Below are 14955 nucleotides of genomic sequence, written 5' to 3'. Positions count from 1 at the left end.
TATGCGGAGTTTTTATTGAGCCTGCCGACATTGAAACCAACAACATTGATCAATTATCTTATAGATATACAACACATATTTTCAGCTTTATGTATTAACCAGATTTAAAGACATTGGAACATAACGTAACCCATGATTTTCAATGGTTTCATCTTTCACCACAAAGCCAAATCGTTCATAAACAGGTTGTGCATTACAGCTTGAATTTACCGTAAATACTGAAACACCAGACTTTTTCACCTCCTGCAAAATAAAGTTCCACATTGTTCGGCCAATTCCCTGAGCTTGCTTCTCTTTCGATATAAAGAAATGAACCAAATGGGCAGGATTCTTATACGCAATAACACCGATCATCTCCTGATGATCGCTATAAACAAAATAGTGAATTTCAGGATTCTCAAGCATTTTTTCAATCATACTTACGCAAAACAGTTGTCGCCCACTGTCATTGATTGCAAACTCATCAATAAAAGGCGCAATCAATTGGGTAATTGCAATTAAGTCCTTTATGGTTGCTCTTCTGATTGTCTTATTCATGTGAGGGGCATTCCAATAGTGGAGTAGCAGTAAAAGATCAAAATGCTAAACTTAAGTTTGTAATCAGAATTTCGTTATCTAAATAATACTTGAAATGATATATAACAAACTCCTTCATTTTTAAAAATAAACGCACTTATTTAAATGGCTTAGTTCAAGTTAAAATGACGGCAAAACTTTACTGATTAAAATTAAATAAAACTTAAAAAATCAAAGCACTTACCATTCCCCACTCATCTTACCAATGATCATTTCATTTATACCGAATTTCGCTACAAGCACTTCATGATGTTTCCATACAAATCCACCAAGATATGATTATCGAATCTAGTTCAGATCTCGAATTATTTAGTGAGAATATGATCATGAAAAAAGTTACATCATTACTTGTTGCAGCATTCACCACAGCAATTTTCGCAGGTTCTGCAATGGCAGCAACTCCAGCACAGCATTCGACTCAAGCGGTTAAAACCCATCAAATGCAAAAACAACATAAAGCTGGTCATAGCCAAAAACACCATGCCGCTGCACAAAAATCAGCAACAGCAAAAAAAGTAGAGGGTAAAGCAGCAACCAAATAATCCACTTTAAAACGTTGTTTTAAAACTGTCGCTTTATAAAATTATGATCCTCATGCTTAAAAGCTACACCAACAGTGTAGCTTTTAAATTTTCAGCGAATGCTCTGGATCACTTCAAATCCATTCGCTACTTTAAACCGAATTTTTCAACAGGTTTGATTAACCATAAAGATAATTTTCTTAATAAAATATCAAAAAATTGCTGTTGTAACATCCAGCAGATCAATACAGATAAACCAATACAAATCCCAATTTCCACAAAAATATTAAAATCCAGTTGCCAATAACGTGCAATCAACATCACCACAAAACCATGTAGCAAATACACCGCCAAGGTGTTTTTTCCAAGTTGCACACAGCCAATATTTAATAATTTTGTCCATGCAAACATCGCGAAAATGCCCAAACTCGACACCAAAAGACAGCCTATTCTGATCCAAGTACCATCCCACATACTTACCTTAAGTTGCTGATAACTTAAACTGCCATATAACCAAAATGGATTGATTTGGGTGAAATACACCAAGCTTGCAATACCCATCACGATGAATCCAGCTAAAATTTGAGTGAATTTAAATTGCTGAATTTTCTCGACAATAGTTTTGCCATAAAGTGCACCCACAATAAAAAATGGAAAGAAGCTAAAAATTCTTCCGATTGAGTATTGGTAATTGTTCCATGGGCTTAAGCCGACACATAAAGCAAGAATCAGTGCAATCAGCAGTGCAAATTTTGTTTTTATCAAAAAATGGCTAAGCGTTGTCCATACCATCATGCCCAATAGATACCATAAGATCCAATAAGGTCGTTCAAACACATTCCAATTGAGCTGAAATTTACCTGACCAGATGGCATCAAATGCAGGAAATAGAATTTGAAAGGGTAAATAGAGCGCGACAAAAAATAAAATATTCTTAAACCATTTACTGTCTTTAAACAACATGCCCGAAATAAAGATAAAAGCAGGCATATGTACAAAATAAATCGTACCTAATAAGACATGATCAATCGGATCTTTCCAACCGATCATGCGTTCTAGAAAATGCCCGAGAACCACAAGAAATATCAGTGTTGCCTTACAACTGTCTAAGTAGGTATCTCTCATCGCAAGGTTGTCTAAAATAGTCAGTGAATAACTGCGATTATATACCTAAAACATGCACTTGCTTTTGATCAATCTCAGCAAGATGCTGGCGATAGATTTTAAAATTTTCCAAATCAAAACACACGAAACTGACTTCCTCTAAGTTGTTCCTCTGGCTTAAAAATTCAGTCACGCTGTTTATGGCGATAAATGCTGCCTCTGATTTAGGAAAACGATAAATCCCTGTTGAAATATTCGGAAATGCCAGTGTTTTTAGCTGATGTTGCTCAGCGAGTCTTAAACTATTGAGATAGGCTTTCTCAAGAAGTTCATTTTCAGCATGCTGTCCATCTTGCCAAGTGGGGCCCACGGTATGAATCACATAATTACAGGGCAACAACCCCGCTGTGGTAATCACTGCTTCACCAACTGCACAACCACCCTGTCGAGCTCGGATCTTTTGACAATCCTCCAAAATAGCAGAACCACCTTTTCGATGAATTGCACCATCCACACCACCACCGCCAAGTAACGAGGTATTGGCAGCATTTACAATTGCATCCACCTTTTGAACTGTAATATCACCTTGAATTAACCGAATTATTTTCACGTCATGCTTCCTTGCGTATCCTCAATGAGAGTGAATGACATCTTGAATTTTCTTCTTTAAACCGCTTCATGCTACACTCCTTTCAGTTTTAACTTCCCCAAAATTTACAAAACTGCTATGAGTAAAAAGCATCAATACGAGCCTGGAAAATTTTATTGGGCATTTTTACATCCGAAATATTGGGGAATCTGGATTGCAATTGTATTTTTGATGATGCTCGCGATCTTGCCTTGGGCAATTCAGTATCGCTTAGCGACATTGTTGGGCAATATTGCCTTTGATCGACTAAAATCACGTCGTGAAACAACAACACGTAATTTAGAAGTCTGCTTTCCAGAATGGTCACCTGAGCAAGTCATCGACAACTCAAGACAAGTCTTTGTTGATCAAATGATTGGGGTCTTTGAAACTTTAAATGCATGGTATTCACCACAATGGTTTAAAAACCGTGTCAGCATCCAAGGTCTAGAGCATATTCAACAGGCCAAACAAAATGGTCAAGGCATACTGTTACTCGGCACCCATAGCACCATGCTTGATGCTGGTGGTTATTTATGCGCACAATTTTTTGAACCCGATGTGGTGTATCGCCCACAGAATAATCCTTTACTCGATATGCTGATTTATCGTTGTCGTGCAACGATTTATAAAGCGCAGATTGATCATGATGATATGCGTGGATTGATTCGCCATCTGAAAGAAGGTGATGCGATTTGGTATAGTCCAGATCAGGATTTTGGATTAAAACAAGGGGTGATGGCTCCCTTTTTTGGTACGCCCGCTGCAACGGTAACGGCGCATCGACGTTTATTGAAAATATCAAAAGCTGTCGCAATCCCACTGTATTTTTATCGTGATGGTGATATCAAAGATCCAAAATATCATGTACTTATTGAACCTGCTGTTGATCCATTACCCAGTGAAGATGAAATGGATGATGCGATTCGTGTCAATAAAATCATTGAAAATCAACTACGGATCGCACCGACACAATATATGTGGTTTCATCGTCGCTTTAAAACACGTCCAAAAGGCTACGAAAGAATCTATTAAGTTTAAGTGTTTTTGTTTTAACGATCAGGGGATATAAAAATATCTCCTTTTTTATTTTGGTCATCTGGCGTCTAAATAGCATCGTTCATGGCGAACTGCGTCTAGTTACACATGCCCACTTTCTTGATCAAACAAAGCGAATTAAGATTTATCAATAATAAATTCAAATTTAAGGAAAATAAAACAATGAATATCACCAATAAAGTTCTTTTTTCATGTTTGATCAGTTTCAGTTTGATGTTTACCGCATGTTCAGAGCAAAAAGTAGATATCGCCCAAAACAAAACCTCAGAAACTACGCCTAGTGCAACAACTGGGGGCAATTGGAAAAGCAAAGCGACTGAACTGAGTACAGCCAATGCAACAGAGATTACAACAGACTTGGCTCAACTTAATCAGATCGTCAATCAAGCAAATACTCAAGCACTTCAATTAAGAGCAGAGCTTCAATCAGCTGCACCCCAACCTGAAAAACGCCAGCAGATTTTACTCAAAGCCAATGATATACAAGCGACAACTCAACAACAAATCATGGCATTAAATTTAAAAAGTAGTGAAGTACAAAGTCTACGCACACAGATGATTGATAATTTAATCACCAGTCAAAAAATGTATACGCTTTCAACAGCCTCAGATTTTAATGCAAATGCACCTAGTGATGAATTTAAGCAACTTGGTAAACGTTCAATGGCACTTCAACAAAAAATTTCTGCTGAAATGGACGCCTTAAATCAACATTATGGAAAATAAAAAACAATCTGGATCATAAGCAGGTTAAGTAGAAAGACCTAACCTTTCCATACCCGAAAACGTGCCATCGCCCAAATCACATAAGGCCAAAAAATCATATTGACTATGCTATGGATACTTTCCCAAATACGCCAATAACCTCTACCAAAAATATCTGCGCGTGCATTAAAGATTTCTATTACAAAGGCAAGTACCACTGTGGCGATAATCGCAAGATTTGATTTAAGTTGTCTTTTATGAATTGCAGCAACAATAAAATAGATGATTAAACCTGCATAGATAAATAAAGCATCACTACTTAAACCAGTAAAATGTTTAAGACTTGAAGCAAACTCTTGAACTTTTGCGAGAAACATAGCCACTCTTTTTTATTTTCAATCTTGTCTATTCTAAATTATATACCATAAATAAAGCATAACCCGAGTTCTGCATCCTGCAAAACTCGGGTTCATGAGGTTGTGCTTTCACATCTTATTCTTATTTTCTTGGTTATCCATTCCAACATCAAATCCTTGATGATTGCTCCATCGACTTCGTCTTCCTTAGTGAGATTTTCCGTTCTCATTCCCTGTGTCGATAAGTAAAGATTAAAACGAATATGCTTTGCATGCTATCCGCTTAGGGCCTAAATCCATGTAAGTAATTGCTTACAAAAATCAGCCATTTTTTAATTTTATTGTCAGACAATCAGGTTCCAGCTTTATAACTTTGCGCAATTTCATCAGTCACCAACTTCTCCTCTTTCTCTGCTTTTTCAATCCCTTCCTGAATTGCCTCTTGCGCTTCCCTTTCATCTGCATCGGTTTGCTCTAACTCTTCTTGAGTTTGCTCAAAAATACGCCCTGTTTGTAATACCACATAAATCGGAAAATGATCTGAACCCACATGAGGCAGTCGTTGCATATGTACTAAAGCAAAATCTGTACTGTGAAATAAATGATCCAAAGACCATCTTAAAAATTTATAATCGGCATGGAAGGTGTTGATATATCTGCGCCCCACACGTGGATCAAGCAAACCACTAATACGCTGAAATAAACGTGTTGTGCGTGACCAAGCAACATCGTTTAAATCCCCCATAACAATACAACTTTCATCCAAGTCTTTGATCTGATCCCCCACAATAAGCAATTCAGCATCACGTAAAGTCGAGTCTTTGGCTTCTGTTGGGCTTGGTGGTTTGGGATGTAAACAATACAGTTGCACCGCTTGCCCAGATAGTAAAATCACCGTGGTATGAATAGACGGAATTTCATCACTGAGAATAAATTTAACCTCTGTATCAACCAACTTGAGTTTGCTATACAAATGCATCCCATAGAGATTGTCTAAAGGTATAGCCACACGATAAGGATAATCTTTTTCAATTTGAGCCAATTCATTTTGCCAAGTTTGATCAGTTTCAAGTGTCAAAACAATATCTGGCTGGTGCTGTTCAATTTGCTCAAGCAATAAGTGATATTGATCATTCGGTGTCAGCACATTCGACACAATCACTGAAATTTGCTGATCAGGATTAAGCTGATCTTTGCTCACCTGTTTGACTTGTTTCTTCCAAATGAAGGTATAAGGCAAAACCATCTTTAATTGAAAAGCTAAGGCAGCTATCAATAAAAATAAAATCACTTCACGAGCCAAGTCCCACGGCGCTGTCCAAAACAACATCAAGACCAAGGCAATCAAACCAACAAATAATATCTGCAAGCGTGGAAAATCAGCACCTCTAAACCACCATTCATCACGGGGAATCAGTGACCAGAAACTTAGCCAAATCACGATCAACGCAAGTACTTCTATCCAGATCATATTTTGTCACTCTTATATTCTTAATTTTTGAATGATTCATAAATTAATATCAATTTTGCATGTATCATAAACAAGATATATTGCACAATATAGTTGTGTTTTCATTGTGTATGCTATTGCAGTTACACACTCTTTTGATACACTCAAACCCCCTTTTATTTTTTAACGCACCGAGGCAAAGTGACATGAAAGTAGGTCTGGTCGGTTGGCGCGGGATGGTTGGTTCTGTCCTTATGCAACGTATGGTTGAAGAGAATGATTTTGCTCATTTTGAGCCATTCTATTTCTCTACCAGTAACGCAGGTGGTGAATCGCCTGCTTTTGGTGGTAAAACTGCTCCAGCACTTATGGAAGCGACGGACATTACCAGTCTGAAGCAAATGGATGTCATTATTACCTGTCAAGGTGGCGACTATACATCAGAAGTCTTTCCTCAGCTAAAAGCTGAAGGTTGGAAAGGCTATTGGATCGATGCAGCTTCTACATTACGTATGGATGATGAAGCAATCATCGTACTCGACCCAGTCAACTTAAATGTTATCAAAGACGGTTTGGTCAATGGTATTAAAACATTTGTTGGCGGTAACTGTACGGTTTCTTTGATGTTGATGGGCATGGGTTCACTGTTCCAACACAATTTGGTGGAATGGATGACGGCGATGACGTATCAAGCCGCTTCGGGTGCTGGCGCGCAAAACATGCGTGAGCTGATCACAGGGATGGGGTATTTATATAACAATACTCAAGATTTGTTAGATGATCCACGTTCTGCGATTTTAGACATCGACAGCCGAATTGCCGAATTACAACGTGGCGAAGGTTTCCCGAAAGCAAACTTCGGTGTGCCTTTAGCGGGTTCGTTGATCCCTTATATTGATAAGCAACTTGAAAGCGGTCAATCTAAAGAAGAGTGGAAAGGTCAAGTTGAAACCAACAAGATCTTAGGGAATGCTCAGATTGTTCCAATTGATGGTCACTGTGTACGTATTGGTGCAATGCGTTGTCACTCTCAAGCATTAACATTGAAATTGAAAAAAGATGTTCCGCTTGATGAGATTGAAGACATGATTCGTCAGTCTAACCAATGGGCAAAAGTGGTTCCAAATACACGTGATGCATCAATGACGGATCTTACTCCAGTCGCTGTAACAGGAACTCTATCTGTGCCAGTAGGTCGTTTACGTAAATTAAATATGGGTAAAGAGTATTTAGGCGCATTCACTGTAGGTGACCAATTACTTTGGGGTGCTGCTGAGCCTTTACGTCGTATGTTACGTATCTTAATCGACTATAAAAATGCTTAAAGTCACAAAAAACTCATAAACAATGAAAAAGCCGATCTATCTTGATCGGCTTTTTTATGTAACTATATTTATGTAACTCTAATGTTAATATTTTACATATAGACTACAGCTAAATATTGTATTATGGGGATGCCTTGAACTTTGTCAGAGCAATGGATAGAGATGACTGTATATAACAAATTAAAAATTGCCATTTTAGCCATCATGACGTCGCAAGCGGTGAGTGCGATTACAATAGACCCGATCCAAGTTCAATCAGGGGCTGGTGATCTGCTTTATGCTGAAATGAAGTTTAGTAATGCAAATCCAAATGAAAAAATAGAAGTCGGATTAGCTGATGCAGATGATATTCAAAATATTGGTATTTCCACGCAAGCACCTGGACATTTAAATTTTTATACTCGTCGTTCAGGAGATGGCACTGGGGTGATTGTGATTACCTCTTCTCGTCCGATTGTTGAGTCTGAATTAAATATATTATTAAAAGTCAAAGAAGGGAGTGCGACCCATATTCAGCAAGTCAAAGCCCCATTGACCCGTGGGCGTAGTAACGTTCCTGCTCCAATGAGCAATGCTTTAGTCAAAGAAAAGCCTCTGACACCTCAAATCATCGTCAGCGAAAAAGATATTGCATTAAATTTACCAACCAGCACGCAATACCACGTGACAACGCCAGAAGTCGTAACTCCACCAGCTATGGCAACCAAAGCAACGACGACAACGGATTCAGCTGGTACTTTAGCAATTAATGTGATTGCACCACCAGCTCTCAAAACAGAACAAAAACCAACCACAGTTGCGACAAAAACACCGCCTGCGGCTACAACCAATACTCCGAACTCTCTTCAAAGCAATCATCAAAGCAGTGCTCAGAATACCCCACAAACAATGGCGGTAACTGTACAACAAGTGCCTCAGCCACCAACCGAAAAAGCACCTGTGCAATCTACAAAAGCTCAGACCCCACCCGCTAAATTAGACGAGCAAAAAGCAGAATCACAAAAGCCAAAAGATTCCAAAGCTGAGACCAAGCAAGCAAAATCGAATGAGCCTCGCGTAGCGAAATCGAAAGCGGAGTCACAAAAAGCGCTTAAACAGGAAAAAGCCAATAAAGCATTAGATAAACAACCTAAGCATATTGTTCAGGCCAATGAGTCACTGTGGAAAATTGCATCTCGTATTGCAGCAGAAACCAATCAAAGCGTTCCAGAAGTGATGCGACAAATTAAAGCAAATAATGCCAATGCGTTTATTCAAGGTGATGTAAACCGTATTCGTCGTGGTGCTGCACTCAATCTTGCAGCCAGCTATCGTCAAATACCACAAAGCAAAAATAAAGTTGCAACGGCTACACCTGAAATTGCCAAAAAGCAATCGGGTTCTGCCAAATATCGTTTAGATCAAGCAGAAATGAGTTTAGTCGCAGACAATGAACAACCCGCTGCTCAGAGTCAAGGAAAGCAAAATACACAGTTGAATCAGACCACTACTGAATTATCTACAAAAGTTATGACTTCTCGTGAAAAAACGGTTAAATTACAGAAGAATGTGAACCAACTTGCAGCAGGTTTACAACAAAAGAATCAGCGAATTCAATTATTAAATGCTCAGCTCGCTCAATTGCAACAGCAATTACAACAGCAGAATGCAAAAAAACCAAATAGTTAGGATATTCAAAATATTGATTCATTGTGCTCAATGAAGGGGAAATAAAATGTTGTTGTATGTGATTCCATTTGTTCTACTCTTGGTCGTGGCGATCGTGCTCAAAAAACGAGAGGATGCCAATAAAGAGAGCGCCAGTACCAATAACAAAAAAAGTAACAATAAAAAGACGTCAAAGAAAAATGTTGCACGCACTGCGCGTACCTCAAAAAAACAACAGACCACTGTTGTTGAAGATGAAGTTATTGTTAAACAAGCAACAAAACCATTAAGCCCTGAATTAAAAAGTAATATTGAAAAGCTGATTGCTGAGAAAAACTATTTCTCTGCTGAAGCAAAAATCAATCAAGTTTTAAACCAAGACAATGCTCAACATGAACTTTATCTTTATCTTTTAGATGTGCATCTGGCACAAAAAGATGAATTTGCAGTGAATCAGTTGATTAATCATATTCGTTCATTGGGCTTAGACGAAATCGTCATTCAAGCCGAAGAACGACGAAAAGCCAATCAAGCTGATCAGCCAGTTGAATCGATTGCTTTTGAGCCATCAAGCCCTGTCGTGCCAGAAAGCAAAAATACAGCTGCCTTTGATGCCTTGATTGAAAATACAGAAACAATTTCACAACCCGCTGTATCTAAAACCGAAACGCAAAATCTGGCACAAGTCGATGCGCTAGAATTCGATCATTCAACGCTTGTTGAACAGAAAGTTGAGACACCGCAACAACCTGTTCAGCCTTTAGAATTTAATCTAGATCCTGCACCTGAAAAAACACCAACAGCAACACCTGAGCTTTCTTTTGAAGTAGTTCCTCCTGCCCCAGAAATTAAAACTGAAACTGTCAAACCGTTAGAGTTCACGTTTACAGCAAATGAACCTACAGCAGCTCCAGTTGAAAAAGCAGCAGAAGTTGAAATCGCACCAGAATTCAAACTTGATTTTGCTGAACCGATTACGCCAGTAGCTACTGAAGAAAATACACCAGTACGTGATTTTGAATTTAAACTCACACCTACTGAACCAGAAACACAGCCTACTTTTAGTTTTGATTTAGATCCAAAACCTGAAACAGTTGAGCAAGTGCATAGCACAGCAACACTTAACCTTGAAACGCCTAGTGAAGCTGAAACCAGTCTGGCCATAGATGTAAACGACCCATTACTCCATTCATTCCCTGAGCTGGCTCAAGTGAATGAAGTTCAATTAAATTTAGACCTTGCTCAACAATATCTAAATTTGGGTGCATACGCTTCCGTTCGTGAGCTACTCTCACAAAATGAAGTAGCGTATACCGCTGAACAACGCCAACAATCACAAAATTTACTCAATCAAATAGCTTCTTAAATCTATTCGTCTTAAGATAAAGCAGTCATGAATGGCTGCTTTTTTATTATGAACAAAAAAATTGCTTTAATTTACATGGGTGGAACTTTTGGCTGTATTGGCGAGCCTTTAGCGCCGATGCCTGATGCTGAGTTTATTCCCCAACTCAAAAAAGTCTTAGCACCTCAGTTTAAAATTGAGTGCTTTAAGGCGCCCAGTATTAAAGACAGTAGTGCATGCACGGCAATTGACTGGCTTATGCTGATTCAACAAATACAAAGCCTACAACTCCAAAATTTCCAGCACTTTGTCATTATTCATGGTACAGATACGCTCAGTTATGCTGCGGCGACCTTATCACGCTTTTTAGCTGAGTCCTGTCATGTCGTCCTTACTGGAAGCCAATATCCACTGCTCAATATTCAAGGGGACAATACTCGAGAATTCACCGATGCGCTGGATAATTTAAATACCGCACTGGATGCCGTTACTCGACTTCCTTTAGGCGTGTATTTGGCTTTCTACCATCAAGTGATTCATGCAAGAACCACATTAAAAGCTCATAGCACTGCTTTAGATGCGTTTAAAGGACTCAAAGCCGAACAACAAATAGCGGTAGATCATTCCGTCATTCAGGTACAACTTTCACATATTGAAAAAGCCAAATCGCTCAATATCATCAATTGGATGATGGTGCCGACTGAAATATTACAGTTTGAACATAATCTGGAAATTTTCTCCAAACATGCTCCGCATTTCCTGATTATTCAAGCTTATGGGGTAGGTAATTTAGCCATAAATGCGGGCATTATCCAAAAAATTAAAAGCTTGCAGGAAAATGGCTGCCAAATCATTTTATCGACTCAAGTGCCTCTAGGTGGCATGGATCAACGCTATGCGATTAGCCAATGGATCAAAGATTCAAAAATTTTAGTCAGTGATGCACTGAGCCAAGCAGATCTTTATGCCAAAATTGTTAAAATTTATTTACAATACCCCTCTTCGGAACAATGGCATGACCATTGGTATGATCATCCTGAATAGAGGTATTTATGCAACGTTTTGCAATTGGTATTGAGTTTTGTGGCATGCGATATAAAGGTTGGCAAACTCAACAGCCTGGCGTACGTAGTATTCAGGAAACCATGGAAAAGGTGCTCAGTAAAATTGCCGACGAGCCCATTATTTTACATGGTGCAGGTCGTACTGACGCGGGTGTCCATGCGACCAATATGGTGGCCCACTTCGACACCAATGCGATTCGCCCTATACGTGGCTGGTTAATGGGTTCAAATAGTCAATTGCCCAAAGACATTTCAATCCAATGGATTAAAGAAATGGATAACGATTTCCATGCACGCTTTAAGGCAAAGGCACGTCGTTATCGTTATGTGGTCTATCAATCGGCAAATCGCCCAGCCCTGTTACATAAACAAGTGACACATGCCTATTATCCACTCGATGTGGATAAGATGATTGAAGCGGCGCAAAAATTTCAAGGTACGCATAATTTTGAAAGCTTTCGTGCTGCGGCATGTCAGTCCAATCAACCTGTACGTCATGTCAAACATTGCCGCTTAATTCGCCATGGCAACTATCTAGTTCTCGATATTCAGGCAGATGGCTTCTTACACCACATGGTACGTAATATCATGGGCTGCTTACTTGAGATTGGCCAAGGTCTATATGAAGTGGATCATATTGATGAAATTTTTGCGGCACAAGATCGTAAAGCGGCAGGAATCACCGCGCCACCAGATGGACTTTATTTTATTCATGCAGATTACCCAGAACAATTTGAATTGCCTCAACCACCGTTAGGGCCACATTGGTTAAATATGCCTGAATAATTTTTGCGGCTACATATAAAAAATCCTTCTCAATAGAAGGATTTTTTATATTAAAACTGTTCAGTTCATTTCCCGCAAACATACGAATTAACGCTGTTTACGCTTTCTATATTCCACAGGCGTTTCATTGGTCCAGCGTTTAAATGCGCGGTAAAAAGTACTTGGCTCAGAGAATCCAGTTAAATAAACAATACGTTCAACACTTTCAGTGGTATTGGCCAATAATTTCTTGGCTAAGCGACAACGATAATCTGAAAGAATTTGCTGAAAGCTGGTGTTGGCTTCCGAAAGCTGTGTACGTAAACGACGTGGGGTAATGCTGAGTTGTGCAGCAACAGTTTCAAGGGTTGTTTCACCACTTTCCAAGGTTGAGCCTATCGCGCGGCGTACTTCACCCACTAAATCATAACGTGCAAGCTCTTGTAGTTTTTCAATTGCAAGTTGTTCATGCAATTGCAATAACTCAGGCTCCGCTTGCCACAATGGATATTCTAAAATTGATGGATCAAAATAAAGACGCGTCTCTTTTTGACCTAAACTGACAGGACAACCATAAACACGATAATACTCACCATCAGAAGCGCCATTGGTAAAATTAAAATCGATGTAAATCGGTTCAAAACGTCCTTCAGTGATAAATTTAAAGAAGCGTAAAATCCCTGAAATAGCACATTCTGAAAAATGACGATTAACGATGTTCTCCCCCCAAGGTTGTTCGCCATTGGTTAAATAACAACGTCCATCGTCATCAATGATCAGTTTGGCATGAAATGCATCGCTAATTAAACGTTGATAAGCCAAGGCACGCTTTAAGCCTTCGCCAAAGTTTTCACTTGAAATAAACAGGTGTTCGATTACTTGCCCACGATACAGTGGCAAGTGCTCTCCGAGGTGTAAACCAATATCTGGATCATTACTGACTTCCTCCGCAGCGACCCAAAATGCAAATTGTGCATTCAACGGTGTTCGAGCATTTTGGTCAACCTGACCCAATGCTACCCCAGCCTTTGATAATATTTCTTCTGTCGGCAATCCTGCACGACGGATCGCTTGATAGCCTAATCGTAAAACAACCGAAGCATCAGTTAGCTGACTCACGCAGTGCCCTTCCTTGTATGTTATTCATTTATACTTAAAACATTTAATTTAGATTACAGTCGATTGACCAAACTGACAATATTTATCCGCTTTTTTTTGTAGAAATTGTTTAACAATATGTTCGCTTATTTTCAAGTCATCTACCGCCTTGTAATGCCGAATATTCTTGTCTTTCTGCAAAAAATTGCCTATAATTTGCGCCTTTCCAATTTGATCATCAGGTAGGCTATGGCCAATAAAGAGGAACTTATCGAGTTCGAAGGCGTTGTCACCGAAACGCTTCCTAATACTATGTTCCGTGTGCGTTTAGAAAACGGTCACGAAGTGATTGCTCACATTTCTGGTAAAATGCGTAAACACTATATTCGTATTTTAACAGGCGATAATGTAAAAGTTGAAATGACACCATATGACTTAACAAAAGGTCGTATTACATATCGTGCACGCTAAGTTTTAGTGTAAGCAAAAGCCACTTTTAGGTGGCTTTTTCATTATCCACAAGATTTACCCTCCTGCTTACGATCTTTTATCGTCTGGCAACTATACATCTGACACATTAAAATCTGTTTCCTATACCTATTTATCATTTGTAATCCATTTACTTCAAAGTTGATAGCACTAATTTGTTCTAAATTTTAATACAACTGATCTTTTCACAGCTTCACCAGTCCAGTCTGTTTGATGCTTTTTTAGTAAAATCTATACCACTTGGTTTGCCCAGCAAAAGATCTAGATACATATGCGTGTATATTTATTATACTAAGTAGAGATCATTTCTAAATTAAGTTAACTATGGATCAGGTGAAGCTTATGAAAATACATGTATGTATGTTTTTATTGGCATCTATTGCACTTGTTGGATGTAAAAGCTTAAACACCCGACCTGCAAATTTAGATCAATATTTACAGCAATTCATTGGTAAAACCAGTGCTGAAATTCAAAGCAATTTAAATTTTAAGGCAATGGGATATCAGGTAAGCGATAAAGTCCAAACCAGTAATAGCACCTTAAGCTATACCATCCTTAGACCAATCAATATCCCAATGGCAGGAGGCAATGCGACTGTAGGCCCTAATGCAATGGGTATGCCAGTGATTCGTTATGATACGATGGGCACGCCAAGCTATGATATTAATTTTAATTGTAAAGTCACTTTTCAATTAAAAGATGGTGTTGCTGAATCTATCGAGTATTTAGGTCGAGCCTGTTAGCTGTTTAAAGCGAATCTAATACCCATCGGTATAATGGCGAGAATATGGATAGACTTTTATCAAAACTTATCAGAAGTCA

Annotated in this window: 16 protein-coding genes; 10 read left to right on the top strand and 6 right to left on the bottom strand. The window is 38.7% G+C overall.

From position 1 onward, the window contains the following. Positions 1–87: 87 nt before the first annotated feature. Positions 88–537: a GNAT family N-acetyltransferase gene (locus AC07WY_RS19030; RefSeq protein WP_494736921.1), complete on the bottom strand. Its 450-nt coding sequence runs from the start codon at positions 535–537 to the stop codon at positions 88–90. Positions 538–902: 365 nt separating this feature from the next. Here AC07WY_RS19030 and AC07WY_RS19025 point away from each other — a divergent pair, with 365 nt between their 5' ends. Beyond that, complete coding sequence (locus AC07WY_RS19025) at positions 903–1118, top strand: hypothetical protein (protein WP_224964682.1); 216 nt, start codon at positions 903–905, stop codon at positions 1116–1118. A 126-nt stretch (positions 1119–1244) separates the two neighbouring features. Here the strand turns inward: AC07WY_RS19025 and AC07WY_RS19020 are convergent, their stop codons facing one another. Together AC07WY_RS19020 and AC07WY_RS19015 are read right to left on the bottom strand one after the other, a co-directional pair. Continuing rightward, entirely contained in the window at positions 1245–2222 is a 978-nt protein-coding gene (locus AC07WY_RS19020) for an acyltransferase family protein (protein ID WP_494736920.1), read from the bottom strand. Positions 2223–2259: 37 nt separating this feature from the next. Then, positions 2260–2811, bottom strand: a complete 552-nt coding sequence (locus AC07WY_RS19015; protein WP_262084961.1) for an O-acetyl-ADP-ribose deacetylase — start codon at positions 2809–2811, stop codon at positions 2260–2262. A 117-nt stretch (positions 2812–2928) separates the two neighbouring features. Here AC07WY_RS19015 and AC07WY_RS19010 point away from each other — a divergent pair, with 117 nt between their 5' ends. Next, positions 2929–3864 carry an LpxL/LpxP family acyltransferase gene (locus AC07WY_RS19010; RefSeq protein WP_209828095.1) on the top strand — a complete coding sequence of 312 codons (936 nt, stop codon included), beginning with the start codon at positions 2929–2931 and terminating at the stop codon, positions 3862–3864. A 186-nt stretch (positions 3865–4050) separates the two neighbouring features. Continuing rightward, positions 4051–4614, top strand: coding sequence for a PM1805 family lipoprotein (locus tag AC07WY_RS19005; RefSeq protein ID WP_419335543.1), 564 nt, complete (start codon positions 4051–4053; stop codon positions 4612–4614). A 38-nt stretch (positions 4615–4652) separates the two neighbouring features. Here AC07WY_RS19005 and AC07WY_RS19000 read toward each other — a convergent pair whose 3' ends face one another. Further along, positions 4653–4970 (bottom strand): hypothetical protein, encoded by a 318-nt coding sequence (locus AC07WY_RS19000; RefSeq protein ID WP_209828099.1) that lies wholly within the window; start codon positions 4968–4970, stop codon positions 4653–4655. Positions 4971–5301: 331 nt separating this feature from the next. Then, positions 5302–6420, bottom strand: coding sequence for an endonuclease/exonuclease/phosphatase family protein (locus AC07WY_RS18995; RefSeq protein ID WP_419335541.1), 1119 nt, complete (start codon positions 6418–6420; stop codon positions 5302–5304). 185 nt (positions 6421–6605) lie between these two features. Between AC07WY_RS18995 and asd the strand changes: the two genes are divergently transcribed. From asd to truA, 5 genes are all read left to right on the top strand, one after another. After that, positions 6606–7724, top strand: a complete 1119-nt coding sequence (gene asd / locus AC07WY_RS18990) for an aspartate-semialdehyde dehydrogenase (protein WP_004718072.1) — start codon at positions 6606–6608, stop codon at positions 7722–7724. 162 nt (positions 7725–7886) lie between these two features. Next, positions 7887–9392, top strand: coding sequence for a FimV/HubP-related protein (locus AC07WY_RS18985; protein ID WP_494736919.1), 1506 nt, complete (start codon positions 7887–7889; stop codon positions 9390–9392). Between the two features lie 46 nt (positions 9393–9438). Then, positions 9439–10737: a T4P machinery localization factor FimV gene (fimV, locus tag AC07WY_RS18980; RefSeq protein WP_262084956.1), complete on the top strand. Its 1299-nt coding sequence runs from the start codon at positions 9439–9441 to the stop codon at positions 10735–10737. Between the two features lie 48 nt (positions 10738–10785). After that, on the top strand, positions 10786–11760 hold the full coding sequence (locus AC07WY_RS18975) for an asparaginase domain-containing protein (protein WP_262084954.1): 975 nt from the start codon (positions 10786–10788) through the stop codon (positions 11758–11760). Between the two features lie 8 nt (positions 11761–11768). Continuing rightward, positions 11769–12566 carry a tRNA pseudouridine(38-40) synthase TruA gene (gene truA, locus AC07WY_RS18970; RefSeq protein WP_004718082.1) on the top strand — a complete coding sequence of 266 codons (798 nt, stop codon included), beginning with the start codon at positions 11769–11771 and terminating at the stop codon, positions 12564–12566. A gap of 87 nt (positions 12567–12653) precedes the next feature. On the opposite strand, the gene AC07WY_RS18965 is transcribed toward truA, so the two are convergent. Further along, complete coding sequence (locus tag AC07WY_RS18965; RefSeq protein ID WP_004818793.1) at positions 12654–13664, bottom strand: AraC family transcriptional regulator; 1011 nt, start codon at positions 13662–13664, stop codon at positions 12654–12656. A gap of 228 nt (positions 13665–13892) precedes the next feature. Here AC07WY_RS18965 and infA point away from each other — a divergent pair, with 228 nt between their 5' ends. After that, positions 13893–14114, top strand: a complete 222-nt coding sequence (gene infA / locus AC07WY_RS18960; protein WP_004718087.1) for a translation initiation factor IF-1 — start codon at positions 13893–13895, stop codon at positions 14112–14114. 360 nt (positions 14115–14474) lie between these two features. Next, the gene (locus AC07WY_RS18955; protein ID WP_262084952.1) at positions 14475–14876 is read left to right on the top strand and encodes a hypothetical protein; all 402 of its coding nucleotides are present in this window, start codon (positions 14475–14477) and stop codon (positions 14874–14876) included. Positions 14877–14955 lie beyond the last annotated feature (79 nt).

It is taken from the genome of Acinetobacter sp. GW821-FHT01C12 (assembly GCF_059422625.1).
This window is presented reverse-complemented; position numbering and strand designations above follow the sequence as displayed.

Coding starts and splice junctions, on each gene's coding strand:
- AC07WY_RS19030 (WP_494736921.1), bottom strand. CDS start 537: ATGAATAAGACAATCAGAAGAGCAACCATAAAGGACTTAATTGCAATT.
- AC07WY_RS19025 (WP_224964682.1), top strand. CDS start 903: ATGAAAAAAGTTACATCATTACTTGTTGCAGCATTCACCACAGCAATT.
- AC07WY_RS19020 (WP_494736920.1), bottom strand. CDS start 2,222: ATGAGAGATACCTACTTAGACAGTTGTAAGGCAACACTGATATTTCTT.
- AC07WY_RS19010 (WP_209828095.1), top strand. CDS start 2,929: ATGAGTAAAAAGCATCAATACGAGCCTGGAAAATTTTATTGGGCATTT.
- AC07WY_RS19005 (WP_419335543.1), top strand. CDS start 4,051: ATGAATATCACCAATAAAGTTCTTTTTTCATGTTTGATCAGTTTCAGT.
- AC07WY_RS19000 (WP_209828099.1), bottom strand. CDS start 4,970: ATGTTTCTCGCAAAAGTTCAAGAGTTTGCTTCAAGTCTTAAACATTTT.
- AC07WY_RS18995 (WP_419335541.1), bottom strand. CDS start 6,420: ATGATCTGGATAGAAGTACTTGCGTTGATCGTGATTTGGCTAAGTTTC.
- asd (WP_004718072.1), top strand. CDS start 6,606: ATGAAAGTAGGTCTGGTCGGTTGGCGCGGGATGGTTGGTTCTGTCCTT.
- AC07WY_RS18985 (WP_494736919.1), top strand. CDS start 7,887: ATGACTGTATATAACAAATTAAAAATTGCCATTTTAGCCATCATGACG.
- fimV (WP_262084956.1), top strand. CDS start 9,439: ATGTTGTTGTATGTGATTCCATTTGTTCTACTCTTGGTCGTGGCGATC.
- AC07WY_RS18975 (WP_262084954.1), top strand. CDS start 10,786: ATGAACAAAAAAATTGCTTTAATTTACATGGGTGGAACTTTTGGCTGT.
- truA (WP_004718082.1), top strand. CDS start 11,769: ATGCAACGTTTTGCAATTGGTATTGAGTTTTGTGGCATGCGATATAAA.
- infA (WP_004718087.1), top strand. CDS start 13,893: ATGGCCAATAAAGAGGAACTTATCGAGTTCGAAGGCGTTGTCACCGAA.
- AC07WY_RS18955 (WP_262084952.1), top strand. CDS start 14,475: ATGAAAATACATGTATGTATGTTTTTATTGGCATCTATTGCACTTGTT.